This is a genomic window from Stenotrophomonas sp. Sm10 (assembly GCF_030985515.1).
In the GTDB taxonomy this organism is placed as follows: Bacteria; Pseudomonadota; Gammaproteobacteria; order Xanthomonadales; family Xanthomonadaceae; genus Stenotrophomonas; species Stenotrophomonas hibiscicola.
On sequence record NZ_JAPTFO010000042.1, the window covers coordinates 1 to 24,141 of the forward strand.

Genomic DNA, 24,141 nt, shown 5'->3' on the forward strand with positions numbered 1-24,141 from the left:
CCCCCCCCCCCCCCCCCCCCCCCCCCCCCCCCCCCCCCCCCCCCCCCCCCCCCCCCCCCCCCCACCCCACGGATAGCCCGATTTTGACGTTGATGTTGACGTCGCGTCGGCGGGTGCAGGGCGCAGCCCTGCCACCAGACACCCCCCACCCTCACTTCACTGAATCGAAAACCGGTTTCGGCACGGCACTTGCACTGGCTCCAGCAGACAACCCCATCCCTGTTTCTGGAACCGTTGCAGATGTCCCACTCCGTCACTTCGATCCTTTCGCAGATCCGCTCCTATCAGACCCAGATGGGACAGCCGGCGCTCAACCCGCTGGGCGAAACGCCGCGCAGCAACGCCCTGCCGGGCACGGTGCTCGATGCACCGCAGGCCCAGCCGGCCAGCTTCACCGAAACCCTGCGTGGTGCGATTGCCGGCGTCAACGATGCGCAACAGAAATCCGGCGCCCTCGCCAAGGCCTTCGAAATGGGCGACCCCAGCGCCGACCTGGCCAAGGTGATGGTCGCCTCGCAGCAGTCCCAGATCGCCTTCCGCGCCACCGTGGAAGTTCGCAACCGTCTCGTCCAGGCTTACCAGGACGTGATGAACATGCCGCTGTAAGGAATAGAGACGCATGGCACTGACGCTCTCCAAGGACAGCCTGAACGCCGAAAAGGCTGGGCAATGGTTCGACCGCCTGCAGAGTCTGCAGATCACCCGTCGGCTGGGCCTGATGGCGATGATCGCGGTGGCGGTGGCGGCAGGCCTGTCCGTGTTCTTCTGGTCGCAGAAGCCGGGCATGGTCCCGCTGTACACCGGCCTGGACCAGAAGGCGACCGCTGAAGCGACCGACCTGCTGCGCGCCGCACAGATTCCGTTCGCACTCGACCCGGCCACGGGTGGCATCACCGTGCCGGAAAAGAACCTGCACGACGCGCGCCTGAAGCTGGCCGGCTCCGGCCTGACCGACAGCGGCAAGCTCGGCTTCGAGCTGATGGAGCGCGACCCGGGCTTCGGCGTCAGCCAGTTCGTGGAAAGCGCGCGCTACCAGCATGCGCTGGAAACCGAGCTGTCGCGCACCATCAACACGCTGCGCCCGGTGCGCGATTCGCGCGTGCACCTGGCCATTCCCAAGCCCAGCGCCTTCACCCGCCAGCGTGACGTGGCCAGCGCCTCGGTGACCCTGGAACTGCGTGGCGGCCAGCAGCTGGAACGCAGCCAGGTGGACGCCATCGTGCACATGGTCGCGGCCAGCATCCCGGATCTCGCCCCGGAACGGGTGACCGTGGTTGACCAGAGCGGGCGCATGCTCAGCGTCAGCGACCCGAACAGTGAGGCGGCGGTCAACGCTGCCCAGTTCGAACAGGTGCGCCGCCAGGAAACCTCGTTCAACCAGCGCATCCGCGAGCTGCTGGAACCGATGACCGGCCCTGGCCGCGTCAACCCGGAAGTGAGCGTGGACATGGATTTCTCGGTGACCGAGGAAGCCCGTGAGCTCTACAACGGTGAACCGCAGAAGCTGCGCAGCGAGCAGATGAGCGAGAACACCACCAGCACCCCGGGCCCGCAGGGCGTGCCGGGTGCCACCAGCAACAGTCCGCCGGGCCAGCAGGCCACGCCGGCCACCGCGCAGGCCCCGACCGAAAGCAGCAAGAACGCCACCCGCAACTACGAGCTGGACCGCACCCTGCAGCACACCCGCCAGCCGGCCGGCCGCATCAAGCGCGTGTCGGTGGCGGTACTGGTGGACAACGTGCCGCGCGCCGGTGCCAACGGCAAGGTCAGCCCGCAGCCGCTGTCGGCCGCGGAACTGACCCGCGTCGAGGCGCTGGTGAAGCAGGCCGTCGGCTTCAACGCCGAGCGTGGCGACACCGTGTCGGTGATGAATGCCCCGTTCGTGCGTGACACCACGCCGGTCGAAGGGCCGGCCTGGTGGGAACTGCCATGGGTGCACGATGCCGGCCGCATGCTGCTCGGCGCGGTGGTGGTGCTGGCGTTGTTGTTCGGCGTACTGCGCCCGGCGCTGCGCGCGATCACCGGCCAGAACAGGAAGGACGACCCGCAGGCACTGGAGCCGCACACCGCGGACGTGCAGTTGGTGGATGACGATGGCATGCCGCTGCCGGCGCTGGGCGCCGACCGGGCGAGCCTGGCCGGGCCGGAGGCCCTGGCCCTGCCGGTGGATTCATATGAGGAACGACTGCGGATGGCGCGTGAAGCCGTAAAGACCGACTCCAAGCGCGTGGCCCAGGTGGTCAAGGGATGGGTGGCCAATGACTGAGGCACAACTGACCGGCGTACAGCGCGCGGCCGTGCTGCTGCTGTCCCTGGGTGAGCTGGACGCGGCCGAAGTGCTGCGCCACATGGAACCCAAGGAAGTGCAGAAGATTGGCATCGCCATGGCCACCATGACCGACATCACCCGCGAGCAGGTGGAACGGGTAATGGACCAGTTCGGCCAGGAGCTGGGCTCGAAGACCTCGCTGGGCGTGGGTTCGGACGACTACATCCGCAACATGCTGGTGCAGGCGCTGGGCAGCGAGAAGGCCGGCAACCTGATCGACCGCATCCTGCTGGGCCGCAACACCACCGGCCTGGACGCGCTGAAATGGATGGACCCGCGTGCGGTGGCCGACCTGGTGCGCAACGAGCACCCGCAGATCATCGCCATCGTGATGGCGCACCTGGAAACCGACCAGGCCGCCGACGCGCTGAAGCTGCTGCCGGACCGTACCCGGGTGGACGTGCTGCTGCGCATCGCCACCCTCGACGGCATTCCGCCGAACGCGCTCAATGAACTCAACGAGATCATGGAGCGCCAGTTCGCCGGCAACCAGAACCTGAAGTCGTCGAACATCGGTGGCGTGCAGTGCGCGGCCAACATCCTGAACTTCATGGACAGCGGCCAGGATCAGGCCATCCTGGGCGAGATCGCCCGCATCGATGCGCCGCTGAGCAACCGCATCCAGGACCTGATGTTCGTGTTCGACGATCTGGTCGACCTGGATGACCGCGAAATGCAGCTGGTGCTGCGCGAAGTGAGCGGCGAGCGCCTGGGCCTGGCCCTGCGCGGTGCCGACATCAAGGTGCGCGACAAGATCACCCGCAACATGTCGCAGCGCGCGGCCGAAATCCTGCTGGAAGACATGGAGGCCCGTGGACCGGTGCGCCTGTCCGACGTGGAAGGCGCCCAGCGCGAGATCCTGGCCATCGTCAAGCGCATGGCCGATGAAGGCACCGTCACCATCGGTGGCAGTGCGGAGGCCATGCTGTGAGCAACGTCGTGCGCTGGCTTGCCCCGGACCTGCTGGCCCAGCCCGAACCGGTGCTGGATCAGGAGGATGCGTTCGAACTCACCGAGCCGGACCCGGAGCACGAGCCGGAGCCGCCGCTGCAGCTGCCGACCCTGGAGGAGATCCAGGCCATCCAGGACAGCGCCGAGAAGGAAGGCTTCCAACACGGCCATAGCGAAGGTTACGGCCAGGGTCAGGCGGAGGTGCGTCGCCTCGCCGCGCAGATCGAAGGCATCCTCGACAACTTCAGCCGACCGCTGGTGCGGCTGGAGAACGAAGTGGTCGGCGCACTGGGCGAACTGGCGGTACGCATCGCCGGTGCGCTGGTCGGCCGCGCCTACGAAGCTGACCCGGCACTGCTGGCACAGCTGGTCGGTGAGGCGATCGACGCGGTGGGTGGCAGCACCCGCGAGGTCGAAGTGCGGCTGCACCCGGACGACATCGCCGCGCTCGCTCCGCTGTTGAGCCTGCCGCCACAGCAACGCCTGGTGCCGGATACCAGTCTCAGCCGCGGCGATCTTCGCGTGCACGCCGAAGCGGTGCGCATCGACGGCACCCTGGAAGCGCGCCTGCGCGGCGCGCTGGACGCGGTGATCCGCCAGACCGGAGCCAATACATGAATCCCGATCCGCAGCCGACGCCGCCACCGGCCGACTGGGCCATGGCCCGCAACCTGCGCCTGGCCCGTCGGCTCGACGGCCTGCGCGTGGATACCGCCCATGGCCGTGGCCTGATCCGCGAAGGCGTGCTGCGCCGCGCGGTCGGACTGACCCTGGAAGCGGTCGGCTGCGAAGCGCCGCTGGGTGCCAGCTGCAAGGTGGAAGTGGTCGATGGTGGCTGGGTCGATGCCGAAGTGGTCGGCTTCGCCGGCGAGCGCACTTACCTGATGCCGAGCGCGGAACTGCACGGCCTGCTGCCCAACGCACGGGTGGTGCCGTCTGCGCGCCGTGGCGGCGTTGAAGTGGGCGAAGGGCTGCTCGGCCGCGTCATCGACAGCGATGGCGTGCCGCTGGACGGCAAGGGCCCGATCCGCGCCGAGGGCCACGTTGGCATGGCCGGCGTGTCGATCAATCCGCTGGCGCGTGAACCGATCACCCAGCCGCTGGACGTGGGCGTGCGCGCGATCAACGCGCTGCTGCCGATCGGCCGCGGCCAGCGTGTCGGCCTGTTCGCCGGCTCCGGCGTCGGCAAGTCGACGCTGCTGGGCATGATGACCCGCTATACCGCCGCCGACGTGATCGTGGTCGGCCTGATCGGTGAACGTGGACGCGAAGTCCGCGATTTCGTCGAGACCACGCTGGGCGAGGAAGGCCTGCGCCGCGCCGTGGTGGTGGCCAGTCCCGCCGACCGGCCGCCGCTGGCGCGCCTGCACGGTGCCTACCGCGCTACCGCCATCGCCGAATGGTTCCGCGACCAGGGACTGAACGTGCTGCTGCTGATGGACTCGCTGACCCGCTTTGCTCAGGCGCAGCGCGAGATCGGCCTGTCGGTCGGCGAACCGCCGACCACCCGCGGTTACCCACCGTCGGTGTTCGCCAAGCTGCCGGCACTGGTCGAACGCGCCGGCAACGGCGCCAAGGGCCGTGGCTCGATCACTGCGTTCTACACGGTGCTCACCGAAGGCGATGATCCGCAGGACCCGATCGCCGATGCGGCGCGCGCGATCCTCGACGGCCACATCCTGCTCTCGCGGCGCGTGGCCGACAGCGGTCTGTACCCGGCCATCGACGTCGAATCGTCGGTCAGCCGCGTGGTCACGGAAATCGCCGACGAACCGTGGCGCCTGCGCATCCGCAAACTGAAACGACTGGTCTCGGCGTATTCGGCCAACCGTGACCTGATCGCCATCGGCGCTTACCAGCGCGGCAACGACGCGGCCACCGACGAAGCCCTGGAGCGCTGGCCGGAAATCATGGAGTTCCTCGGCCAGGACGTTGCCAAGGCCGCAGATCTCCCGCACAGCCAGGCGGCACTGCAGCGCCTGGTGGAACAAGAGAGTTAAGCCATGAACCAGTCCAAGCGCATCGATCCCCTGCTCAAGCGGGCCCAGGAACACGAGGACGCGGTCGCCCGCGACCTGGCCGAACGCCAGCGCGTGCTCGACACCCATCTATCGCGACTGGACGAACTGCGCCGTTATGCCGAGGAGTACGCCAACGCGCAGATGGCGGCGACCAGCCCGGCGCAGCTGCTCAACCGGCGTGCATTTCTCGACCGCCTCGACAGTGCGGTCGAGCAGCAGCAGGCCACGGTCAACGGCAACCGCGAGAAGGTGGAGGCCGAGCGCGCCCGCCTGATCCTGGCCAGCCGTGACAAGGCCGTGCTGGAACAGCTGGCGGCCAGCTACCGGGCGCAGGAGAAAGTGGTCACCGACCGCCGCGACCAGCGCGAGATGGACGACATCGGTGCGCGCCGTGCGCGTCTGGTGCAGGCCGAAGACCAGGATGGCACCGAGCAGGGAGGCCGCCCGTGATGCCCGCCCCGCTCGCCAGCAGCGCCAACGCGCAGGCACAGACTGCCGGCGGCGCTGCAGCGCGCGCGCCACGCAGCGAGGCCAGCAAGGATTTCAGCCAACTGTTGCAGGGCGGCGCGCCGGACGCGTCCGCCGGCGCCGCCACGTCACCGCCCACCTCGGCACCGAAGCCGCAGACGAGCGCCGATGGAAATGGCCAGGCGCCGGAGGAACGCAGCATGGATGCGGCGGCGACGGGAAACGAGACGTCGCCCTTGCCGCCGCAAACTCCGCCTGCGGGTGATCGGGCGACGGACAAGGACACGCCGGTGGCCACCGAGGACGCGCCGTGGCCGCCGCTGGGCCTGGCCGGCCTGGTCCTGGCGATGCCGGCCCCCTCCGATCCTGCCGCCACTGCTCCTGCTGCAACGGGTGCGGGCACGGCGCTGCCGGCCACTGCCGGACCGGGACTGCCTGCCCCGACGCCGACCCCGGCGCCGGGCGCAGCCGTCGCATCGATGGCTGACAGCACGCCGCCGGCCGCCAGCGCCGGCGATGCCACGACCCTGCCACTACCGGAGACGGTCCTGCCGGGCAGCAAGCATGGCGACCGCGACAGCAACGACGTGACCGCGATCGGCGACCGTAGCGCTGCCCCATTCCTGCACGCCCCGGCCCCGGCGCTCCTGCAGGACCTCAAGGCTGCGCTCGCTACCGGCACTGCGGTCTTCAACGGCGAACCGACGCCCAGGCCCGTGTTCGGCGACGATGGTTTCGACCAGGCCATTGGCGCGCGCCTGGGCTGGCTGGCCGACCAGAAGATCGGCCACGCCCACATCCGCCTGAGCCCGGACGACATGGGCCCGGTGGATGTGCGCCTGCAACTGAACGGCGACAAGGTGCACGCCAGTTTCAGCAGCCCGCATGTGGACGTGCGCCAGGCACTGGAAAGCAGCCTGCCGCGCCTGCGCGAACTGCTGGGCGAACAGGGCTTCCAGCTGGCCCACGCCGATGTCGGCCAGCAGGCCCCGGGGGGTGACGGCAATGCGTCGGGGCGGCCCGGTGGCGGCGGTCTGCCCGGCGACGGAGAACCGACGCCGGGCGATGGCAGCGTGTCGTCGGCGCAGCTGATCCGCCAGCGCGGATTGCTGGACGCTTACGCCTGACAGGCGTGCCAACCAAGGTTGGCAGCCACCAGATCGATGCGGCTGGCACCCCGACGGAATTCCGTCGCACCCCTCTACCCCGGCTCCGGCACACCCCTTGCATATCCCGGTGAAGCAACCCTCAGGAGCTTCACCCCGTGGCCGCAGCCGCTGACAAAACCAAGAAGACCGCCGAGAAGGACAAGGCCGCCAAGCCGCGCAGTCCGATCCTGATCACCGCACTGGTGGCCGTGCTGGCCGCCGCTGCCGCCGGTGGCGGCGTATGGTTCTTCACCCAGTCCAAGCACGAAGACAAGACTGCGCAGGCGCCGAAGAAGAGCGCCACCCCGGCCCCCGCGCAGTACTTCGCGCTGGACCCGGCGTTCGTGGTCAATCTCAATGGCCCGGTCGATGGTCCGCGCTACCTGCAGCTGGAAGTGCAGCTGATGACCCGTGACCCGGCTGCGCTGGAAGCGATCAAGACCCATGCACCCGCCATCCGCGCACGCCTGCTGATGCTGTTCTCGCAGGTCAGCCCGGACCAGATCGCCGATGTCGCCGGCAAGCAGAAGCTGCAGGCTGCGTCGCTGGCCGAAGTGCAGAAAGTGCTCAAGGCCGAGACCGGCAGCAATGGTGCCGACGACCTGCTGTTCACCAGCTTCGTGACCCAGTAAGGGCCCACCGATGAATGATCTGTTGTCCCAGGACGAGATCGATGCCCTGCTCCACGGCGTGGACACTGGCGCGGTCGAAACCGAACCGGAACCGCCGTCAGGCGAAGCGCGCTCGTACGACTTCGCCAGCCAGGACCGCATCATCCGCGGTCGCATGCCGACCTTGGAAATGGTCCACGAGCGTTTCGCCCGCCTGTGGCGGATCGGCCTGTTCAACCTGATCCGCCGCTCGGCCGAGCTGTCGGTGCGCGGCATCGAACTGATCAAGTTCAACGACTACATGCACTCGCTGTATGTACCGACCAACCTGAACCTGATCCGCTTCAAGCCGCTGCGCGGCACCGGCCTGATCGTGTTCGAGCCGACCCTGGTGTTCGCCATCGTCGACAACTTCTTCGGTGGCGACGGGCGCTACCCGACCCGCATCGAAGGCCGCGAGTTCACCGCCACTGAAATGCGGGTGATCCACCTGCTGCTGAAGCAGACCTTCGCCGACCTGCGCGAGGCCTGGGCGCCGGTGATGGACGTGGACTTCGAGTACATCAACTCGGAGATCAACCCGCACTTCGCCAACATCGTGACGCCACGCGAATACGTGGTGGTGTGCCGCCTGCACGTCGAACTCGATGGCGGCGGTGGCGACATCCACGTCACCCTGCCGTACTCGATGCTGGAGCCGATCCGCGAGCTGCTCGACGCCGGCATCCAGAGCGACCGCAACGATCGCGACGAAAGCTGGGGCCAGACCCTGCGTGAGCAGCTCAACATCGCAGAAGTCACCCTGTCCAGCGTACTGGCCAGCAAGCGCATGACCCTGCGCGACCTGACCCAGCTGAAGGTCGGCGACATCCTGCCGATCGAACTCAGCCCGCAGGTGCCGTTGTGCGTGGAGAACATCCCGGTGTTCACCGGCGAGTTCGGCATCGCCAACGGCATGAACGCCGTGAAGATCACCGCTACCCATCCGCCGGGCACCCGCCCGCGCGTACCCGTCATCCAGGAAGACCCGCAATGAACGATATCGACGCCCTCGAACCCACCCCGGCCCAGTTCAGCAGCCTGCAGGCCGATGAGGCGAACGGTCCTGACCTGAACCTGGACGTGATCCTGGACGTACCGGTGACTCTGTCGCTGGAAGTCGGTCGCGCGCGCCTGCCGATCCGCAACCTGCTGCAGCTCAACCAGGGCTCGGTGGTGGAACTGGAACGGGGTGCCGGCGAGTCGCTGGACGTGTTCGTCAACGGTACCCTGATCGCCCACGGCGAGGTTGTGGTGATCAACGACCGCTTCGGCGTGCGCCTGACCGACGTGGTCAGCCCGAGCGAGCGGATCCGGAGACTGCGTTGAGCCTGCTGGCCTCCACCCTGCTGGCGGTCGGCAAGACCGCCGCGCCCATCGGGCCCCAGGTCGGCCAGCATGCGGCCGCCGCACCCAGCCTGTTCGGCGCGGTGCTGGCGCTGCTGGCAGTGCTCGCGCTGGTCATCGGCCTCGGCTGGCTGCTCAAGCGCATGCCCGGCAGTGGCTTCCGCCCGGCCGAAGGCATGAAGCTGGTGGCCAGCCTGAGCGTGGGCGCCAAGGAGCGCGTGGTGGTGGTCGAGGTCAACGGCCAGCAACTGCTGCTGGGCGTCACCGCCGGCGGCATCAACACCCTGCATACCCTGCCCGAACCGCTGCCGCCGCCGGCACCGGTGCGCGTGCCGGACTTCAAGAACCTGCCGAATTTCGCCCAGTTGCTGCAGCAACGGCTGCGCAAGGACCCCTGACATGCGTGTCACCCGTACCCGTCTTGCCACCCTGATGCCGTGGCTGCTGTTGCTTGCCCTGTGCCTGTTGCCGGCACTGGCGTTCGCCGCGCCCGGCGCCCCGAACACGCCGCTGCCGGACATCAACGTGGGCAAGATCGGCGGTGCACCGGTCAGCCTGCCGCTGCAGACCTTGCTGCTGATGACGGCGATCACCCTGATCCCGTCGATGTTGCTGGTGCTGACCTCGTTCACCCGCATCATCATCGTGCTGGGCCTGCTGCGCCAGGCGCTGGGTACCGGGCAGACCCCGTCCAACCAGGTGCTGCTGGGCCTGGCCCTCTTCCTCACCGCGATGGTAATGATGCCGACCTGGGACAAGGCCTGGAGCGCCGGCATGGCGCCGTACCTAAATGGCGAGATCGACTTCCAGACCGCCTGGACGCTGACCACGCAGCCACTGCGCGGCTTCATGCTGGCGCAGATCCGCGAGACCGACCTGATGACCTTTGCCGGCATCGCCGGGCATGGCACCTACGCCAGCCCCGACGCGATCCCGTTCCCGGTGCTGGTCGCTTCGTTCGTCACCAGTGAACTGAAGACCGCCTTCGAGATCGGATTCCTGATCTTCATCCCGTTCGTGATCATCGACCTGGTCGTTGCCAGCGTGCTGATGTCGATGGGCATGATGATGCTGTCGCCGATGCTGGTATCGGCGCCCTTCAAGATCCTGCTGTTCGTGCTGGTCGATGGCTGGGTGCTGACCGTGGGTACGTTGGCAGCCAGCTTCAATCCGGCCTGATATCCCCCGTAACGCGCAGTCGAGCAGGGCTCGACTCTACATGAGCAGATGGAATCCGAATGTCTCCCGAACTTGCCTTGACTGAACTGCGTGGCGGCCTGATCACCGTGTTGTGGGTGGCCGGCCCGCTGCTGCTCACCGTACTGGTGGTGGGCGTGGTGGTTGGTGTCGTGCAGGCCGCGACCCAGCTCAACGAACCGACCATCGCCTTCGTCGCCAAAGCTGCAGCGCTGACCGCAGTGCTGTTCGCACTGGGCAGCCTGCTGATCGGCCACCTGGTTGAATTCACCACGCTGCTGTTCCAGCGAATTCCGCACCTGATCGGCTAGGACACGCGCTTCGATGGACGCCGCCACCCAGATGGCTGCCGACGGCCTTCAGGCCTTCGGCATGATCGGCACCGTACTGTGGACCATGCTGCGCATCGGCGCTGTGGCCATGGCCATGCCGATGGTCGGGACCCGCGCCGTCCCGTCACGGGTGCGCGTGGTGCTGGCTGGCACCCTGGCCATCGCACTGGCCCCGCTGCTGCCCCCGGTGCCGGACTGGACCGGCTTCGACGCCGCCACGGTGCTGACCGTCGCGCGCGAGCTGGCCATCGGCGTCTCCATCGGCTTCCTGCTGCGGCTGGTGTTCGAAGCCGGTGCGATGGCGGGCGAACTGATCGCGCAGGGCACCGGCCTGGCCTTCGCGCAGATGAGCGACCCGCTGCGCGGTGGTACCTCCGGCGTGATCGGACAGTGGTTCTATCTGCTGTTCGGGCTGCTGTTCTTCACCGCCAACGGCCACTTGGCGCTGATCTCGCTGCTGGTGGACAGCTATCGCGCACTGCCGATCGGCGCTCCGCTGCCGGACCCGCACGCGTTCTTCAGCATCGCCCCGACTTTCCTGCTGACCGTGCTACGCGGCGCGCTGACCCTGGCGATCCCGCTGACGGTGGCGATGCTGGCAGTGAATCTGGCGTTCGGCGTGCTGGCCCGGGCCGCTCCGGCGCTGAATCCGATCCAGCTGGGACTGCCGGTCTCGTTGCTGCTGGGTCTGTTCCTGCTGGCGCTGCTGGCCGGGGAAATGGGCCCGCCGGTACAGCGCCTGTTCGATGCCGCCTTCCAGGCTGCGGACGCGGTCACACACTGACCTGATCATCACGTTTTACTGCTTGCCATGCCTTTGTTTCTGTAGAGCCGAGCCCATGCTCGGCTGTCTTCGGCAGGAGCGGCAGCCGAGCATGGGCTCGGCTCTACGGGGCACAATTTCACGTTTTACTGCTTGCCCTTCCCCCGGGTCTGCGCGTTAGAGTGAATGCGCGGCAACCGGGGGGATGCCGCACGTGGCCGCCGCCCTGCGTCGGCCTGCCTCATGCATGCCCCACCGTGGTTTCCGTCGACAGGCAGGTCCGGGAGACTGACGAATGCTGGTAGGCACGTACAACCCGTGGCTGGTCGCAATCTCGCTGCTGGTAGCCGTGATGGCTTCCTACACTGCACTGGCAATGGCCGGGCGCACGATTACCGCGCCCGGCAAGGCCGCGGCCTGGTGGTGGCGCCTCGGTGGTGGCTTCGCCATGGGCCTGGGCATCTGGTCGATGCACTTCATCGGCATGCTCGCCTTCGATCTGCCCATTCCGCTCGGCTACGACCTGCCGATCACCCTGCTCTCGCTGGCCTTGGCGATCGCTTCGTCGGTATTCGCACTGTGGCTGGTCTCGCTGCGTACTCTGCCGCATCCACGGCTGGCCGGCGGTGCCCTGCTGATGGGCACCGGCATCGCCGGCATGCACTACGTCGGCATGGCCGCAATGCGCATGCAGCCAGGCATCGACTACGACCCGGGCTGGCTGCTGCTATCACTGATGGTGGCGGTCGCCGCCTCGTGGACAGCCCTGTATGTTGCGTTCCGCCTGCGTGGGCAGCGCACCCGTATCGGCGACCGCTTGGCCGCGGCGGGGCTGCTCGGCCTGGCGATCGTCGGCATGCACTACACCGGCATGGCCGCCGCTCGCTTTCCGGAGGGCAGCATCTGCGGCGCAGCCGTCGGCGACGGCTTGCACAGCGAATGGCTGGCCATGCTGGTGGTGGTCCTGTCCGTGGCGATCCTCGCGGTGGTGCTGGTGGTGTCCTGGCTGGACCAGCGGGTGGAGGCGCAGCTGCTGCGACTGCGCAACTCCATGCTGAGCACCTCGTTGACCGATGCGCAGCAGGAACTGACCCAGGCCGCACTGCATGATCCGCTCACCCGCCTGCCCAACCGCCTGCTGCTGCAGCGTCGCATCGTGCAGGCACTGGCCGAGGCCGAGCAGGGCGGCAGCCGTTTCGCCGTGATGTTCATGGACCTGGACGGCTTCAAGCAGGTCAACGATGCCTACGGCCACCAGGCCGGCGATGCACTGCTGGTGGCGGTGGCCGAGCGCACCCGCCAGCTGCTGCGGCCCAGCGATATGCTGGCACGACTGGGCGGTGACGAGTTCGTGCTGGTGGTACGCATCGAACACGACGAGGACCTGCCCACCCTCGCCCGGCGCATCCTGCAGGCGGTGGGCAGCGGCCCGTTGCTGCCGGACAACGAACTGCAGGTAACCGCCAGCATCGGCGTGGCAATCTGCCCCGACCACGCTGCCAGCGAACGGCAGCTGATGGCGTTTGCCGATGCGGCGATGTACCAGGCCAAGGAATCCGGACGCAACGCCTTCGTGCTGTTCGCCGACTGGATGAATGACAGCGCCGAACAACAGTTCCGGCTGCTGGCCGACCTGCGCCGGGCCATTGGCAGCGAGCAGCTGTTCCTGCACTACCAGCCCAAGATCCGCGTGGCCACGCAGAAGGTGGCCGGTGCCGAAGCGCTGATCCGCTGGCACCATCCGGAGCATGGCCTGATTCCGCCCGATCGGTTCATCCGCCTGGCCGAGCGCAGCGGCGCGATCAACGAGATCGGGCGCTGGGCGCTGGACCAGGCCTGCCTGCAACTGCGGCGCTGGCACGATGCCGGTCACGAAGGCTGGTCGATGTCGGTGAACCTGTCGCCGGTGCAGTTCAGTTCGCCGCACCTGCTGCAGGATGTGCGCGCGGTGATCGAACGCCACAACATCGCTCCGCGCCACCTGGTGCTGGAAATCACCGAAAGCACGGTGATGCGCGATACCGACACCAGCCTGCGCTTGCTGCAGGCGCTGTCGGCGCTGGGCGTAGGCATATCCATCGATGACTTCGGCACTGGCTATTCCAGCCTGCTGTACCTGAAGCGGCTGCCGGCCACCGAGATCAAGATCGACCATGCGTTCGTGCGCGACCTGGAACACAGTGCAGAGGACGTGGTGATCGTCTCGGCGATCGTGGCGCTGGGCCATGCGCTGGACATGGACATCGTCGCCGAAGGCGTGGAAACCACCGCCCAGCGCGCCTACCTGGAGCGCCTGGGCTGCGACTACCTGCAGGGCTACCTGCTCGGTCGCCCGGTCGACGCGGCGCGCTTCATGCAGCTGCACGACCTGCCCCGGCCGCGGGTGGAGCTGGCGCAGAGCCCACCGTCCAGCGACAACTCTCCCCTGTAGAGCCGAGCCTGCGCTCGGCTGCTCTTCGCGCCCGATCCAAACATAGCCGAGCATGGGCTCGGCTCTACAAATAGATCCGCGCCGCGCGTGGATAGGCAACACCCCATCACGGAACAGTTCTTGCACGCCCTCCGGCAACCCCTGCCGCAGTGCCCGTGATGTCCGAGAACGAATCCGCCGGCGAAAAGACCGAACAACCGACCGAAAAACGCCTGCGCGACGCCCGCGAACAGGGCAACCTGCCGCGCTCGCGTGAGCTCGGCACGGCCGCCGTGTTCGGCGCCGGCGTGCTGGCGGTGATGGCGATGAGCGGCTCGATCGGCCGCGGCGCCACGGCCTGGATGAAGCAGGCGCTGAGCCCGGAACAGAGCCTGCGGCAGAACCCGAAGGAACTGTTCGGCCACTTCGGCGACCTGCTGCTGCAGTTCATGCTGGTGATCGCGCCGCTGGTGCTGGTCTGCCTGCTGGCCAGCTTCGTCGCCCCGCTGGTGATGGGCGGACTGCGCTGGTCGCAGAAGGCGTTGCTACCCGACATCAACCGCATGAACCCGATGAGCGGGTTCAAGCGCCTGTATGGCCCGGAGGCCATTGCCGAATTCACCAAATCGTTGCTGCGCGTGGCCTTCGTCGGCGTCGCCGCCGGGCTGGTGGTCTGGACCGGCTTTGACACCCTGCGCGGCCTGATCCACCACCCGCTGGAGACGGCCATCACCGACGGCCTCGGCTTCACCCTGCGCCTGCTGCTGGCCACCGCCGGCGCGATGCTGGTGCTGGCCGCCATCGACGCGCCATACCAGCGCTGGAACTGGATGCGCAAGCTGAAGATGACCCGGGAAGAGCTGCGCCGGGAAATGAAGGAAAGCGAGGGCAGCCCCGAGGTGAAGGGCCGCATCCGCCAGCTGCAGCAGCAGATGGCCAACCGCCGGATGATGGAAGCGGTACCGACGGCGGACGTGGTGGTGGTCAACCCCACCCACTACGCGGTGGCCCTGAAGTACGAGGGCGGCGCCATGAACGCCCCCACCGTGGTCGCCCTGGGCGTGGACGAGACCGCCCTGCGCATCCGTGAAGTGGCCGACGGCAACAAGGTCGCGATCGTCTCTGCCCCACCTTTGGCACGCGCCTTGTATCGGGAGGGCCAACTCGGAAAGGAAATCCCCGTGAGACTGTATTCGGCCGTCGCCCAGGTCCTGTCCTACGTCTACCAGCTGCGCGCGTGGCGCACTGGCCCGATGCCGGACGCCCCGCACATCCAGGTGGATGAATTCGGCAAGGGAGGCCGCCCGTGAGCGCCCAGCCCTCCACCGGCTTCAACACCCGCCGCGCCCTGGAAATGATCCGCCAGGGTCTTGGCGCGCCGCTGATCGTGCTGGCCCTGCTGGCCATGGTCGTGGTGCCGCTGGCCGCGCCGGTGCTCGATGCGCTCTTCACCTTCAACATTGCCATCTCGCTGATGGTGCTGCTGGCGGTGGTCTACGTGAAGCGCCCGCTGGACTTCACCATCTTCCCGATCGTGCTGCTGATCACCACCATGCTGCGGCTGGCGCTGAACGTGGCCTCCACCCGCGTGATCCTGCTCAACGGCCAGAACGGCCACGATGCCGCGGGCAAGGTCATCGCCGCCTTCGGCGAATTCGTGATCGGCGGCAACTACGCGGTGGGCATCGTGGTGTTCGCGATCCTCACCATCATCAACTTCGTGGTGATCACCAAGGGCGCCGGCCGGGTCTCGGAAGTGACCGCGCGCTTCATCCTCGACGCGATGCCCGGCAAGCAGATGGCGATCGACGCCGACCTCAACGCCGGTTTGCTGACGCGTGAAGAAGCCAAGCTGCGCCGCGAAGAAGTCCGCGAGGAAGCCGACTTCTACGGTGCGATGGACGGTGCCAGCAAGTTCATCCGCGGCGACGCCATCGCCGGCATCCTGATCCTGTTCATCAACATGCTCGGCGGCCTGGCCGTGGGTGTGCTGCAGCATGGCATGCCCTTCGGTGAAGCCGCTGCCACCTACACCCTGCTGTCGATCGGTGACGGCCTGGTGGCCCAGCTGCCGGCGCTGCTGGTCTCCAGTGCGGTGGCGATGCTGGTCACCCGCGCCTCGCGCTCGCAGGACATGGCCCAGGCCATGACCGGCCAGGTGTTCGGCCAGTACCGGGCGCTGGCGATCACCGCCGGCATCATCGGCCTGGTGGGCCTGGTGCCGGGCATGCCCAACGTCGCTTTCCTGACGCTGGCGTCGATCCTCGGCTTCATTGCCTGGAAGCTGTACCGCAAGACCCAGGCCCCGGCCGCCGATGCCGCCGCAACGGGCAAGGACCCGGCGGCGCTCAGCGCCCTCGGCCGCCCGGCCGCGCCGGCGCCCACCGCCGAACTGAGCTGGGACGAACTGCGCCCGGTCGATCCGCTGGGCCTGGAGGTCGGCTACCGGCTGATTCCGCTGGTGGACAGCAACCAGGGCGGCGAACTGATGGCGCGCATCAAGGGCGTGCGCCGCAAGCTGACCCAGGATGTCGGCTTCCTGATTCCATCGGTACACATCCGCGACAACCTGGAACTGCCCGCCAACGGCTACCGCGTGCTGGTGCACGGCGTGCCGGTGGCCACCGCCGAGATCCACCCCGACCGCGAGCTCGCGCTGGACCCGGGCAGCGCGCTGGGCACGCTGGAAGGCATCGCCGGCAAGGACCCCGCGTTCGGCCTCGATGCCACCTGGATCCAACCGCACCAGCGTGCCCAGGCCGAAACGCTGGGCTACACGGTGGTCGACCCGGCCACCGTGGTCGCCACCCACCTTTCGCACCTGATCCGCGAGCACGCACCTGAGTTGCTCGGCCATGAGGAAGTGCAACACCTGCTGGCCAACCTGGCCAAGAGCGCGCCCAAGCTCGTCGAAGATCTGACGCCGAAGGCGCTGCCGCTGTCGGCGGTGGTGCGCGTGCTGCAGAACCTGCTGGTCGAGCGCATTCCGATCCGCCAGCTGCGCAAGATCGCCGAGGCACTGGTCGAACATGCGCCCAGCAGCCAGGACCCGGCCGTGCTGACCGCCGCCGTGCGCACCGCCCTGGGCCGCTTCATCGTGCAGGAGATCGCCGGAATGTCGGCGGAGCTGCCGGTGTTCACCCTCAACCCGCAATTGGAACGTGTCTTGCAGGAGTCCACGCAGGGCAACGGCGCCGCGCTGGAACCCGGACTCGCTGAGCGACTGCACCAGAGCCTGGCCGAATGTGTCAGCAAGCAGGAAGCCCGCAACGAGCCCGCGGTCGTGCTGGTACCTGGCCCGGTGCGCGCCGCGCTGGCACGCCTGGTCCGCCACAGCGTTCCGTCGCTGTCGGTCCTGGCCTACAGCGAGGTGCCGGAGGACAAGCGCCTGAAGCTGGTCGGAACGATCAGCTGACGCCGCCCGCCGACGCGCCAGAAAACAGACACCACCTTCGAACCAACGCAACAGACAGATACCAAGGGGAACCCGCACCGTGCAGACCACCGACCACCCGAGTTCCCCGGCCGCCACTCCGCCGTCTTCGCCTCGTGACCACAGCATGAAAATCAAACGATTCGTCGCCGCCGACATGCGTTCGGCCATGAACCTGGTGCGCAAGGAACATGGTCCTGATGCCGTGATCCTGTCCAACCGCCGGATCGAGGAAGGCATCGAGATCGTCGCCGCCGCCAACTACGATGAAAGCGCCGTGCAGCGTGCGCTGGAAGCCTCGCGCCGCGACGTGGCGCCGCCGCCGGCGCCCAAGCCGCGCAACGCCGCCGATGCGGTGATCGCCGCCGTCACCCGCCGTCGCAGCGCCACCCCGGCACCGGAGCCGGTCGCCGCCACCACCTCGGCGGTGGCCGCCCTCGCCCGCGCCGCGGTCGGCGCCACCGGCCGCACCCTGGACAGCGCCGACGAGATCGTGCCGACCCGCGGCAGCACCGGCTTTGCGGCCACCCTCGCGCGTGCCGCCGTCAACGAACCGGCGCTGCCGGAACAGATCTTCGCGCCGTTCGCCGAGGCCATCGTTGCACCGGCCGCCGCCGTGCCGGCCAACCGCGCCCGCTTCCCGATCGATCCGCCGCACGAGGCGCATCACGAAAGCGTGGCGCCGGCCGTGCAGCCGCCGCCGCTGCCGACCGCTGCCGTCGCCGACGCGCAGCCGGCCAGCGCCGCCAGCGAACCGGCGTTGGCCGATGCCATTGTCGAAACCGCGCCGGCCCCCACCCTGGCTCCGGCTCCGGTGCTGACGGTGGTCGCCCAGGACGACGCCGAGATCCGCCAGTTGCGCCAGGAAGTGGCCGGCATGCGCCAGGTGATCGAGCGCGAGATGAACCGCTTCACCGACGAGCGCCTGCGCGGCTGCCCGGTGCGCGCCACCGCGTTGGACCTGATGGACGAATATGGCTTCGATGCCGGCCTGGCCCGCGACGTGGCCATGCAGATCCCGCTGGAGACCGAAGCCCATCGTGGCCGCGGCCTGATGCTGGGGCTGATCTCGCGCAAGCTTCCGATCGCCCCGGTCGACCCGCTGGAAGAAGGCGGCGTGATCGCCCTGGTCGGCCCGACCGGCGCCGGCAAGACCACCACCATCGCCAAGCTGGCCTCGCGATTCGCCGAGAAGCACGCGCCGCGTGACGTCGCCCTGGTCACCACCGATACCGCCCGCATCGGCGCCCGCGAGCAGCTCTACGGCTACGGCCGCCAGCTCGGCATCGCGGTGCACGAGGCCAACAGCGGCACCGACCTGGACCAGCTGCTGGAACGCCTGAAGGACTACAAGCTGGTGCTGATCGATACCGCCGGCCTGGGCCCGCGTGACCGTGCCCTGGCCGCCCAGCTGCAGTGGCTGCGCGCCGCGCGCCAGGTGCGCACCCTGCTGGTGCTCCCGGCCAACACCAGCTTCGGCGACATGGACGAGGTGGTGCGCCGCTTCGGTGCGGCAAACCTGCAGGGCCTGGTGCTGAGCAAGCTGGACGAGACCGGCCGCTTCGGCAACGCCCTGTCGGTGGCGGTGGACCACGCCCTGCCGATCACCTGGGTGACCGATGGCCAGGACGTCCCGGAGGACCTGCATAGGGCCAGTGCAGCCAATCTCGTACTTCGCCTTGAAGATTTGCGCCGAGCGGCCGATATGCCCTGCAACCCGGAGTTGAACCATGCCGTCGCGTGAGTACGCCAAGCTGACCAAGACCTTCCCGCTGTCGGCCACCCGCAGCGAGCCGCTCGGCCCTGTGCGCACCATCGCGGTGACCGGCGGCAAGGGCGGCGTGGGCAAGACCAACGTCTCGGCCAACCTGGCTGTGGCGCTGGCGGGCATGGGCAAGCGCACGCTGCTGCTGGACGCCGACCTGGGCCTGGCCAACATCGACGTGATCCTGGGCTTGAACCCCACCTTTACGCTGGCCGACCTGGTGGCCGGCCGCTGCTCGCTGGACGACGTCATCGTCGAAGGCCCGAACGGCGTGCTGGTGGTCCCGGCCGCGTCCGGTCGCCGCCACATGGCCGAGCTGGCCCCGGCCGAGCACGTCGGCCTGGTGAACGTGTTCTCCGAACTGGAACGCGAACTGGACATCATGGTGGTGGACACCGCCGCCGGCATCACCGATGGCGTGCTGACCTTCTGCCAGGCCGCGCAGGACACCGTGGTGGTGGTCTGTGACGAGCCGGCCTCGATCACCGACGCCTATGCGCTGATCAAGGTGCTGTCGCGCGAGCGCGGCGTGGACCGCATCCAGGTGGTGGCCAACATGGTGCGCGACCCCAACGAGGGCCGCGTGCTGTACGAAAAGCTGACCCGGGTCTGCGAGAAATTCCTCGCCGATGTCTCGCTGAACTATCTGGGCTGTGTGCCGCAGGATGATTGGCTGCGCCTGTCGGTGCAGCGCCAGCAACCGGTGGTAAAGGCCTACCCGTCCAGCCCAGCCGCGCTGGCGATCACCGAGATCGCGCGCCGCACCGCACGCTGGCAGGCGCCGACCGAACCGCGTGGCGGCGTCGAGTTCTTCCTCGAGCGCATTCTCAAGCAGCGCGGGGTGGCCGCATGAAAGGCGCAGCCCAGTACCGGGAGGTCCAGCGCTCGGCGGCCAACGAGGTCATCTCCCAGCACTCGGACCTGGTGCGGCGCATCGCCCACCACCTGGCCGCACGCCTGCCGGCGAGCGTGGAGGTGGACGACCTGATCCAGGCCGGCATGATGGGGCTGATCGAAGCGTCGCGCAGCTACGACGCCGACCAGGGCGCCTCGTTCGAGACCTACGCCTCGATCCGCATCCGCGGTTCGATGATCGACGAGATCCGCCGTGGCGACTGGGTGCCGCGCTCGGTGCATCGCCGCGCACGCGACGCCGCTGCCACCATCCGCCGCCTGGAACAGAGCACCGGCCGTGCCGCCAGCGCCACCGAAGTGGCCGCCGCGATGGAGATGCCGCTGCCCGAATACCTGCGGCTGATGGAAGACGCCGCGCGTGGCCAGGTGCTGAGCCTGGAGTCACGCATCGAGGACCAGGGCGAGCTGGATACCGTCGCCCAGGGCGGCCCGACGCCGCAGCAGGTGCTGGAGCGCGGCGAGTTCGGCCGCGAGCTGGGCAAGGCCATCGGCCACCTGCCCGAGCGCGAACAGCTGGTGCTCTCGCTCTATTACGAGCAGGAACTGAACCTGAAGGAGATCGGCGCGGTGCTCGGCGTGAGCGAGTCGCGGGTCTGCCAGATCCACGGCCAGGCCGTGCTGCGCCTGCGTGGACGATTGAAGATTTTCGAGGCGGCCGACGCCGGCCTGGAAGAGTGAACATGCCCGAGGCGGCTGCCCCCGGCCACCCGGAATGAACAACAAAGGAACTCTGCTTTGAACAAGAACATGCGCATCCTGATCGTCGACGACTTCTCGACCATGCGTCGCATCGTCAAGAACCTGCTGGGCGATCTTGGCTTCACCAATACCGCCGAAGCCGAGGACGGGCATGCCGCGCTGTCGCTGCTGCAGAGCCAGTCGTTCGATTTCGTCGTCACCGACTGGAACATGCCGGTGATGACCGGCATCGAGCTGCTCAAGGCGATCCGCGCCGATGCCAAGCTGAAGACCCTGCCAGTGCTGATGGTCACTGCCGAAGCCAAGCGCGAACAGATCATCGAAGCCGCCCAGAACGGCGTGAACGGCTACATCATCAAGCCCTTCACCGCGCAGACGCTGGAAGAAAAGCTCGGCAAGATCTTTGAACGCCTGGCGGCCAGCGCCTGATGGATACCACGGTCGACAAGAACGCCCTCGCCCTGCGCCTGCAGGAAGCCCTGGACGCACTGGAGTCCGGTGACGAAGCTGCCTGGCGGCAACGCATCGACGGACTGGTCGCGCTGCGCACGCAGCCGATGATGAGCGGCCTGTCGCGGCTGGCCCGCGAGCTGGGACAGGCGCTGGGTGAACTGCCGACCGTGCCCAGCGAGGCCGGTGAACTGGATGACGCCTGCGCGCGCCTGGACCACGTGGTGGCGATGACCGAACAGGCCACCCACCGCACTCTGGACCTGGCCGAGGAATGCCGCAGCCTGACCGAACAGCTGCGTGCCGAAGGCCTGCAGCCAGGCCAGGACGCGCAGCTCGAGCGCATCCGCCACAACCTGACCGAGATCGCCCTGACCCAGAGCTACCAGGACCTGACCGGGCAGATCATCCGTCGCGTGGTCGGCATCGTCCGCCGCGTGCACGAGGGCTTCGGCGCACTCGGCCTGCCGCCGGAACAGCATCGCACCGACCCGGCACTGGCCGGGCCGGCACTGAAGGGACTGGACCGCCACGCGGTCTCGCAGAACGACGCCGACGACCTGTTGTCGGATCTGGGGCTGTAAGCATGAGCGCGGTATCCGACGACATCACTGCCGATTTCATCATCGAGGCGCAGGAGATCCTGGACCGCCTCGGCGAACAGCTGGTGTCGCTGGAGCAGGCACCGCAGGACAGCGACCAGCTCAATGCGGTGTTCCGCGGCTACCACACGCTCAAGGGCGGCGCCGGCTTCCTCGGCGTCACTGCCATGGTCGAGCTGTGCCACGCCGCTGAGGAGGCGCTGGGCGCGGCGCGCGCCGGCCAGGCCGTGCTGCAGGCCCACCACTTCGACGCGGCCCAGCAATCACTGGATTACCTGCAGTCGATGCTGGACGCCGTGTCGTCCGGCACCGAGCCGGGCTATGCGCCGCCGGACCTGATCGCCCAGTTCGACGTGCACGGGGGTGCCGTGGCTGCGCCCGCCGCCGCCGCAGCACCCGCCGCGGGGGGCAGCGACCTGATCACCGACGACGAATTCGAGGCGCTGCTCGACCAGCTGCACGGTGGCAATGCTCCGACTGCGATCGCGCCGGCAAAAAAAGCCGACGACGGCCTGATCAGCGAGGACGAGTTCGAAGCCCTGCTCGACCAGTTGCACGGTGGCGCCGCACCGGGTGCCAAGCCCGCTGCAGTCCTGGCACCGGCGCCGGCGCCCGTGCCGCGCCCGGTCGCTGCACCGGCACCCGTGGCCAAGCCGGCGGCCAAGCCGCTGGCCGAGGCCGAACACACGGTGCGCGTTGATACCAAACGCCTGGACGCGATCGTCAACCTGATCGGCGAACTGGTGCTGTCGCGCAATCGGCTCAAGACCCTGCGTGCACGCCTGCGCGATGAAGAGCTGGACCGCGCCGTGTCGACGCTGGATATCGCCACCGCGCGCCTGCAATCGGCGGTGATGCGCACCCGCATGCAGCCGGTGGGCAAGGTGTTCTCGCGGTTCCCCAAGGTCGCCCGCGACGTTGCCCGCTCGCTGAAGAAGGAAGTGGACCTGGAGCTGATCGGTGCCGAGACCGAGCTCGACCGCAACCTGGTCGAGGCCCTGGCCGACCCGCTGGTGCACCTGGTCCGCAACGCCATCGACCATGGCGTGGAAATGCCCGACCTGCGCGAGGCGCAGGGCAAGCCGCGGATGGGCCATGTGCGCCTGTCGGCCCAGCAGGAAGGCGATTACGTCAGCATCGAGGTGCAGGACGATGGTGCCGGCATCGACCCGGAGAAGCTGCGCGCGAAGGCGCGTGAGAAAGGCCTGATCGATCCAGAAGCCGCTGCCCGCCTGAGCAGCGAGGAGTGCCTGCACCTGGTGTTCCTGCCGGGCTTCTCGACCAAGCAGCAGGTCACCGATATCTCCGGCCGTGGCGTAGGCATGGACGTGGTGCAGTCGCGCATCCGCGAACTGAGCGGCCAGATCCAGATCCAGTCGGAACTGGGTCGTGGCAGCCGCTTCCTGATCCGCGTGCCGCTCACCCTGGCGATCCTGCCGACCCTGCTGGTGCAGGCCGGCGAGGACGTCTACGCGCTACCGCTGGCACGCGTGATGGAAGTGCTGCACGCGCCGCGCACCTCGCTGGGCTGGTTCGATGGCCGCGCCGTGCTTGATCGCCGCTCGCACACCCTGCCGCTGGTCGACCTGCGCCAGTGGCTGGATGTGACACCGGCCGCGTCAACCCTGCTGACCATCGTGGTGCTGCAGGCCGGCGAAGCCCGCTTCGGGCTGGTCGTGGACCAGGTGCGCGGGCGTGAGGAAGTGGTCATCAAGCCACTGCCAAAAGCCCTGCGCGGCCTGCGCGGTTATGCCGGTGCAACCTTGATCGGCGATGGTCGCATGGCCCTGATCCTGGACGTGGACGGGCTGCGTTGAACCCCGCCAGGGCCATGCCCGGCGACCCGAAAAACTGTGACTACCGTCTGTACGCGATCTACCGGTGTCTCAAGTCCCATTCATACACGCCGATACCGGAACCATGGATAGACTCAGCCTCATTGGACTCTTTCTCGCCCTGGCCTCGCTGGTCGGCGGCAGCATCCTCAAGGGCGCCGGCCTGGCGTCGTTGTGGTCGCCTGCGGCGTTCGTGATCGTCATCGTCGGCACCGTCGCCGCGATCCTGCTGCATACCTCGCCGGCGGTGTTCAAGCATGCGTTCAAGATCGTGCGCTGGGTCGTACGCCCGCCACACAGTGATCGCCGCGAACTGATCCAGCAGATCGTCGAGTGGAGCAACATCGCCCGCCGCCAGGGCCTGCTGGGTCTGGAATCGCAGGTGGAAGCGCAGCAGGACCCGTTCCTGCGCAAGGGCCTGCAGCTTCTGGTGGACGGCGTCGAGCCCGAATCGATGCGGCACATGCTGGAAATCGAACTGGGCAGCCAGGAACACCAGGACCAGGCCGGCGCCAAGGTCTTCGAAGCGATGGGCATCTACGCCCCGACCCTCGGCATCATCGGCGCCGTGCTCGGCCTGATCGCGGTGATGAAGAACCTGGCCGACCCGAGCAAGCTCGGCCACGGCATCGCCGCCGCGTTCACCGCCACCATCTACGGCATCGCCTCGGCCAACCTGCTGTTCCTGCCGGTGGCTGCCAAGCTCAAGAGTGTGATCTCGCACAACACCCGCGACCGCGAAATGGTCATTGAAGGGCTGATCTCGATCGCCCAGGGCGAGAACCCGCGCAACATCGAAACCAACCTTTCCGGCTTCCTGCACTGA

Annotated in this window: 24 protein-coding genes; all 24 read left to right on the plus strand. The window is 68.1% G+C overall.

Annotated elements, in window-relative coordinates; all coding sequences use genetic code 11:
- Window positions 1-240: 240 nt before the first annotated feature.
- The 24 genes from fliE (at window position 241) to O0J15_RS13000 (ending at window position 24,141) form a co-directional block, all read left to right on the plus strand.
- On the plus strand, window positions 241-606 hold the full coding sequence (gene fliE / locus O0J15_RS12885) for a flagellar hook-basal body complex protein FliE (RefSeq protein WP_005409552.1): 366 nt from the start codon (window positions 241-243) through the stop codon (window positions 604-606).
- Window positions 607-619: 13 nt separating this feature from the next.
- The gene (gene fliF, locus O0J15_RS12890; RefSeq protein WP_021203865.1) at window positions 620-2,266 is read left to right on the plus strand and encodes a flagellar basal-body MS-ring/collar protein FliF; all 1,647 of its coding nucleotides are present in this window, start codon (window positions 620-622) and stop codon (window positions 2,264-2,266) included.
- A 7-nt stretch (window positions 2,267-2,273) separates the two neighbouring features.
- Window positions 2,274-3,260 carry a flagellar motor switch protein FliG gene (gene fliG / locus O0J15_RS12895; protein ID WP_024958226.1) on the plus strand — a complete coding sequence of 329 codons (987 nt, stop codon included), beginning with the start codon at window positions 2,274-2,276 and terminating at the stop codon, window positions 3,258-3,260.
- Complete coding sequence (locus O0J15_RS12900) at window positions 3,257-3,898, plus strand: FliH/SctL family protein (RefSeq protein WP_308305761.1); 642 nt, start codon at window positions 3,257-3,259, stop codon at window positions 3,896-3,898. Before fliG ends, O0J15_RS12900 begins: the two co-directional genes overlap by 4 nt.
- Window positions 3,895-5,280 carry a FliI/YscN family ATPase gene (locus tag O0J15_RS12905; RefSeq protein WP_005413257.1) on the plus strand — a complete coding sequence of 462 codons (1,386 nt, stop codon included), beginning with the start codon at window positions 3,895-3,897 and terminating at the stop codon, window positions 5,278-5,280. Before O0J15_RS12900 ends, O0J15_RS12905 begins: the two co-directional genes overlap by 4 nt.
- A 3-nt stretch (window positions 5,281-5,283) precedes the next feature.
- Window positions 5,284-5,751, plus strand: a complete 468-nt coding sequence (fliJ, locus tag O0J15_RS12910; RefSeq protein WP_021203862.1) for a flagellar export protein FliJ — start codon at window positions 5,284-5,286, stop codon at window positions 5,749-5,751.
- Window positions 5,751-6,896 carry a flagellar hook-length control protein FliK gene (locus O0J15_RS12915; RefSeq protein WP_308305762.1) on the plus strand — a complete coding sequence of 382 codons (1,146 nt, stop codon included), beginning with the start codon at window positions 5,751-5,753 and terminating at the stop codon, window positions 6,894-6,896. The genes fliJ and O0J15_RS12915 overlap by 1 nt, the downstream gene beginning before the upstream one ends.
- A gap of 137 nt (window positions 6,897-7,033) precedes the next feature.
- Window positions 7,034-7,549 carry a flagellar basal body-associated protein FliL gene (fliL, locus tag O0J15_RS12920; protein WP_019659602.1) on the plus strand — a complete coding sequence of 172 codons (516 nt, stop codon included), beginning with the start codon at window positions 7,034-7,036 and terminating at the stop codon, window positions 7,547-7,549.
- A gap of 10 nt (window positions 7,550-7,559) precedes the next feature.
- A complete protein-coding gene (gene fliM / locus O0J15_RS12925; RefSeq protein WP_308305763.1) occupies window positions 7,560-8,564 on the plus strand; it encodes a flagellar motor switch protein FliM in 1,005 nt (334 codons plus the stop codon).
- The gene (fliN, locus tag O0J15_RS12930) at window positions 8,561-8,896 is read left to right on the plus strand and encodes a flagellar motor switch protein FliN (protein ID WP_005409543.1); all 336 of its coding nucleotides are present in this window, start codon (window positions 8,561-8,563) and stop codon (window positions 8,894-8,896) included. The genes fliM and fliN overlap by 4 nt, the downstream gene beginning before the upstream one ends.
- Window positions 8,893-9,312 carry a flagellar biosynthetic protein FliO gene (gene fliO / locus O0J15_RS12935; RefSeq protein WP_014037105.1) on the plus strand — a complete coding sequence of 140 codons (420 nt, stop codon included), beginning with the start codon at window positions 8,893-8,895 and terminating at the stop codon, window positions 9,310-9,312. Before fliN ends, fliO begins: the two co-directional genes overlap by 4 nt.
- 1 nt (window position 9,313) lies before the next feature.
- Window positions 9,314-10,093, plus strand: coding sequence for a flagellar type III secretion system pore protein FliP (gene fliP, locus O0J15_RS12940; RefSeq protein ID WP_308305764.1), 780 nt, complete (start codon window positions 9,314-9,316; stop codon window positions 10,091-10,093).
- 59 nt (window positions 10,094-10,152) lie between these two features.
- Window positions 10,153-10,422 (plus strand): flagellar biosynthetic protein FliQ, encoded by a 270-nt coding sequence (locus tag O0J15_RS12945; RefSeq protein WP_005413254.1) that lies wholly within the window; start codon window positions 10,153-10,155, stop codon window positions 10,420-10,422.
- A 13-nt stretch (window positions 10,423-10,435) separates the two neighbouring features.
- The gene (fliR, locus tag O0J15_RS12950) at window positions 10,436-11,227 is read left to right on the plus strand and encodes a flagellar biosynthetic protein FliR (RefSeq protein ID WP_134735859.1); all 792 of its coding nucleotides are present in this window, start codon (window positions 10,436-10,438) and stop codon (window positions 11,225-11,227) included.
- Window positions 11,228-11,501: 274 nt separating this feature from the next.
- On the plus strand, window positions 11,502-13,637 hold the full coding sequence (locus O0J15_RS12955; protein ID WP_134735860.1) for a bifunctional diguanylate cyclase/phosphodiesterase: 2,136 nt from the start codon (window positions 11,502-11,504) through the stop codon (window positions 13,635-13,637).
- A gap of 158 nt (window positions 13,638-13,795) precedes the next feature.
- Window positions 13,796-14,926, plus strand: a complete 1,131-nt coding sequence (gene flhB / locus O0J15_RS12960; RefSeq protein WP_134732470.1) for a flagellar biosynthesis protein FlhB — start codon at window positions 13,796-13,798, stop codon at window positions 14,924-14,926.
- A 44-nt stretch (window positions 14,927-14,970) separates the two neighbouring features.
- Window positions 14,971-17,031, plus strand: a complete 2,061-nt coding sequence (flhA, locus tag O0J15_RS12965; protein ID WP_180832666.1) for a flagellar biosynthesis protein FlhA — start codon at window positions 14,971-14,973, stop codon at window positions 17,029-17,031.
- A gap of 145 nt (window positions 17,032-17,176) precedes the next feature.
- A complete protein-coding gene (gene flhF / locus O0J15_RS12970) occupies window positions 17,177-18,793 on the plus strand; it encodes a flagellar biosynthesis protein FlhF (RefSeq protein WP_134732468.1) in 1,617 nt (538 codons plus the stop codon).
- Window positions 18,780-19,667: a P-loop NTPase gene (locus tag O0J15_RS12975; protein WP_005409532.1), complete on the plus strand. Its 888-nt coding sequence runs from the start codon at window positions 18,780-18,782 to the stop codon at window positions 19,665-19,667. The genes flhF and O0J15_RS12975 overlap by 14 nt, the downstream gene beginning before the upstream one ends.
- The gene (locus tag O0J15_RS12980) at window positions 19,664-20,407 is read left to right on the plus strand and encodes an RNA polymerase sigma factor FliA (protein ID WP_019659593.1); all 744 of its coding nucleotides are present in this window, start codon (window positions 19,664-19,666) and stop codon (window positions 20,405-20,407) included. Before O0J15_RS12975 ends, O0J15_RS12980 begins: the two co-directional genes overlap by 4 nt.
- A gap of 57 nt (window positions 20,408-20,464) precedes the next feature.
- Window positions 20,465-20,857: a chemotaxis response regulator CheY gene (cheY, locus tag O0J15_RS12985; RefSeq protein WP_019659592.1), complete on the plus strand. Its 393-nt coding sequence runs from the start codon at window positions 20,465-20,467 to the stop codon at window positions 20,855-20,857.
- Window positions 20,857-21,462: a protein phosphatase CheZ gene (locus tag O0J15_RS12990; RefSeq protein WP_019659591.1), complete on the plus strand. Its 606-nt coding sequence runs from the start codon at window positions 20,857-20,859 to the stop codon at window positions 21,460-21,462. The genes cheY and O0J15_RS12990 overlap by 1 nt, the downstream gene beginning before the upstream one ends.
- 2 nt (window positions 21,463-21,464) lie before the next feature.
- Window positions 21,465-23,297, plus strand: coding sequence for a chemotaxis protein CheA (locus O0J15_RS12995; protein ID WP_049397374.1), 1,833 nt, complete (start codon window positions 21,465-21,467; stop codon window positions 23,295-23,297).
- A gap of 103 nt (window positions 23,298-23,400) precedes the next feature.
- Entirely contained in the window at window positions 23,401-24,141 is a 741-nt protein-coding gene (locus O0J15_RS13000; RefSeq protein WP_010482457.1) for a flagellar motor protein, read from the plus strand.

What these genes read in the sequence shown, in the direction of transcription:
- fliE (WP_005409552.1), top strand. Translation starts at nt 241, where the DNA reads ATGTCCCACTCCGTCACTTCGATCCTTTCGCAGATCCGCTCCTATCAG.
- fliF (WP_021203865.1), top strand. Translation starts at nt 620, where the DNA reads ATGGCACTGACGCTCTCCAAGGACAGCCTGAACGCCGAAAAGGCTGGG.
- O0J15_RS12905 (WP_005413257.1), top strand. Translation starts at nt 3,895, where the DNA reads ATGAATCCCGATCCGCAGCCGACGCCGCCACCGGCCGACTGGGCCATG.
- fliJ (WP_021203862.1), top strand. Translation starts at nt 5,284, where the DNA reads ATGAACCAGTCCAAGCGCATCGATCCCCTGCTCAAGCGGGCCCAGGAA.
- O0J15_RS12915 (WP_308305762.1), top strand. Translation starts at nt 5,751, where the DNA reads ATGCCCGCCCCGCTCGCCAGCAGCGCCAACGCGCAGGCACAGACTGCC.
- fliM (WP_308305763.1), top strand. Translation starts at nt 7,560, where the DNA reads ATGAATGATCTGTTGTCCCAGGACGAGATCGATGCCCTGCTCCACGGC.
- fliN (WP_005409543.1), top strand. Translation starts at nt 8,561, where the DNA reads ATGAACGATATCGACGCCCTCGAACCCACCCCGGCCCAGTTCAGCAGC.
- fliP (WP_308305764.1), top strand. Translation starts at nt 9,314, where the DNA reads ATGCGTGTCACCCGTACCCGTCTTGCCACCCTGATGCCGTGGCTGCTG.
- O0J15_RS12945 (WP_005413254.1), top strand. Translation starts at nt 10,153, where the DNA reads ATGTCTCCCGAACTTGCCTTGACTGAACTGCGTGGCGGCCTGATCACC.
- fliR (WP_134735859.1), top strand. Translation starts at nt 10,436, where the DNA reads ATGGACGCCGCCACCCAGATGGCTGCCGACGGCCTTCAGGCCTTCGGC.
- O0J15_RS12955 (WP_134735860.1), top strand. Translation starts at nt 11,502, where the DNA reads ATGCTGGTAGGCACGTACAACCCGTGGCTGGTCGCAATCTCGCTGCTG.
- flhB (WP_134732470.1), top strand. Translation starts at nt 13,796, where the DNA reads ATGTCCGAGAACGAATCCGCCGGCGAAAAGACCGAACAACCGACCGAA.
- flhA (WP_180832666.1), top strand. Translation starts at nt 14,971, where the DNA reads ATGATCCGCCAGGGTCTTGGCGCGCCGCTGATCGTGCTGGCCCTGCTG.
- flhF (WP_134732468.1), top strand. Translation starts at nt 17,177, where the DNA reads ATGAAAATCAAACGATTCGTCGCCGCCGACATGCGTTCGGCCATGAAC.
- O0J15_RS12975 (WP_005409532.1), top strand. Translation starts at nt 18,780, where the DNA reads ATGCCGTCGCGTGAGTACGCCAAGCTGACCAAGACCTTCCCGCTGTCG.
- O0J15_RS12980 (WP_019659593.1), top strand. Translation starts at nt 19,664, where the DNA reads ATGAAAGGCGCAGCCCAGTACCGGGAGGTCCAGCGCTCGGCGGCCAAC.
- O0J15_RS12990 (WP_019659591.1), top strand. Translation starts at nt 20,857, where the DNA reads ATGGATACCACGGTCGACAAGAACGCCCTCGCCCTGCGCCTGCAGGAA.
- O0J15_RS12995 (WP_049397374.1), top strand. Translation starts at nt 21,465, where the DNA reads ATGAGCGCGGTATCCGACGACATCACTGCCGATTTCATCATCGAGGCG.
- O0J15_RS13000 (WP_010482457.1), top strand. Translation starts at nt 23,401, where the DNA reads ATGGATAGACTCAGCCTCATTGGACTCTTTCTCGCCCTGGCCTCGCTG.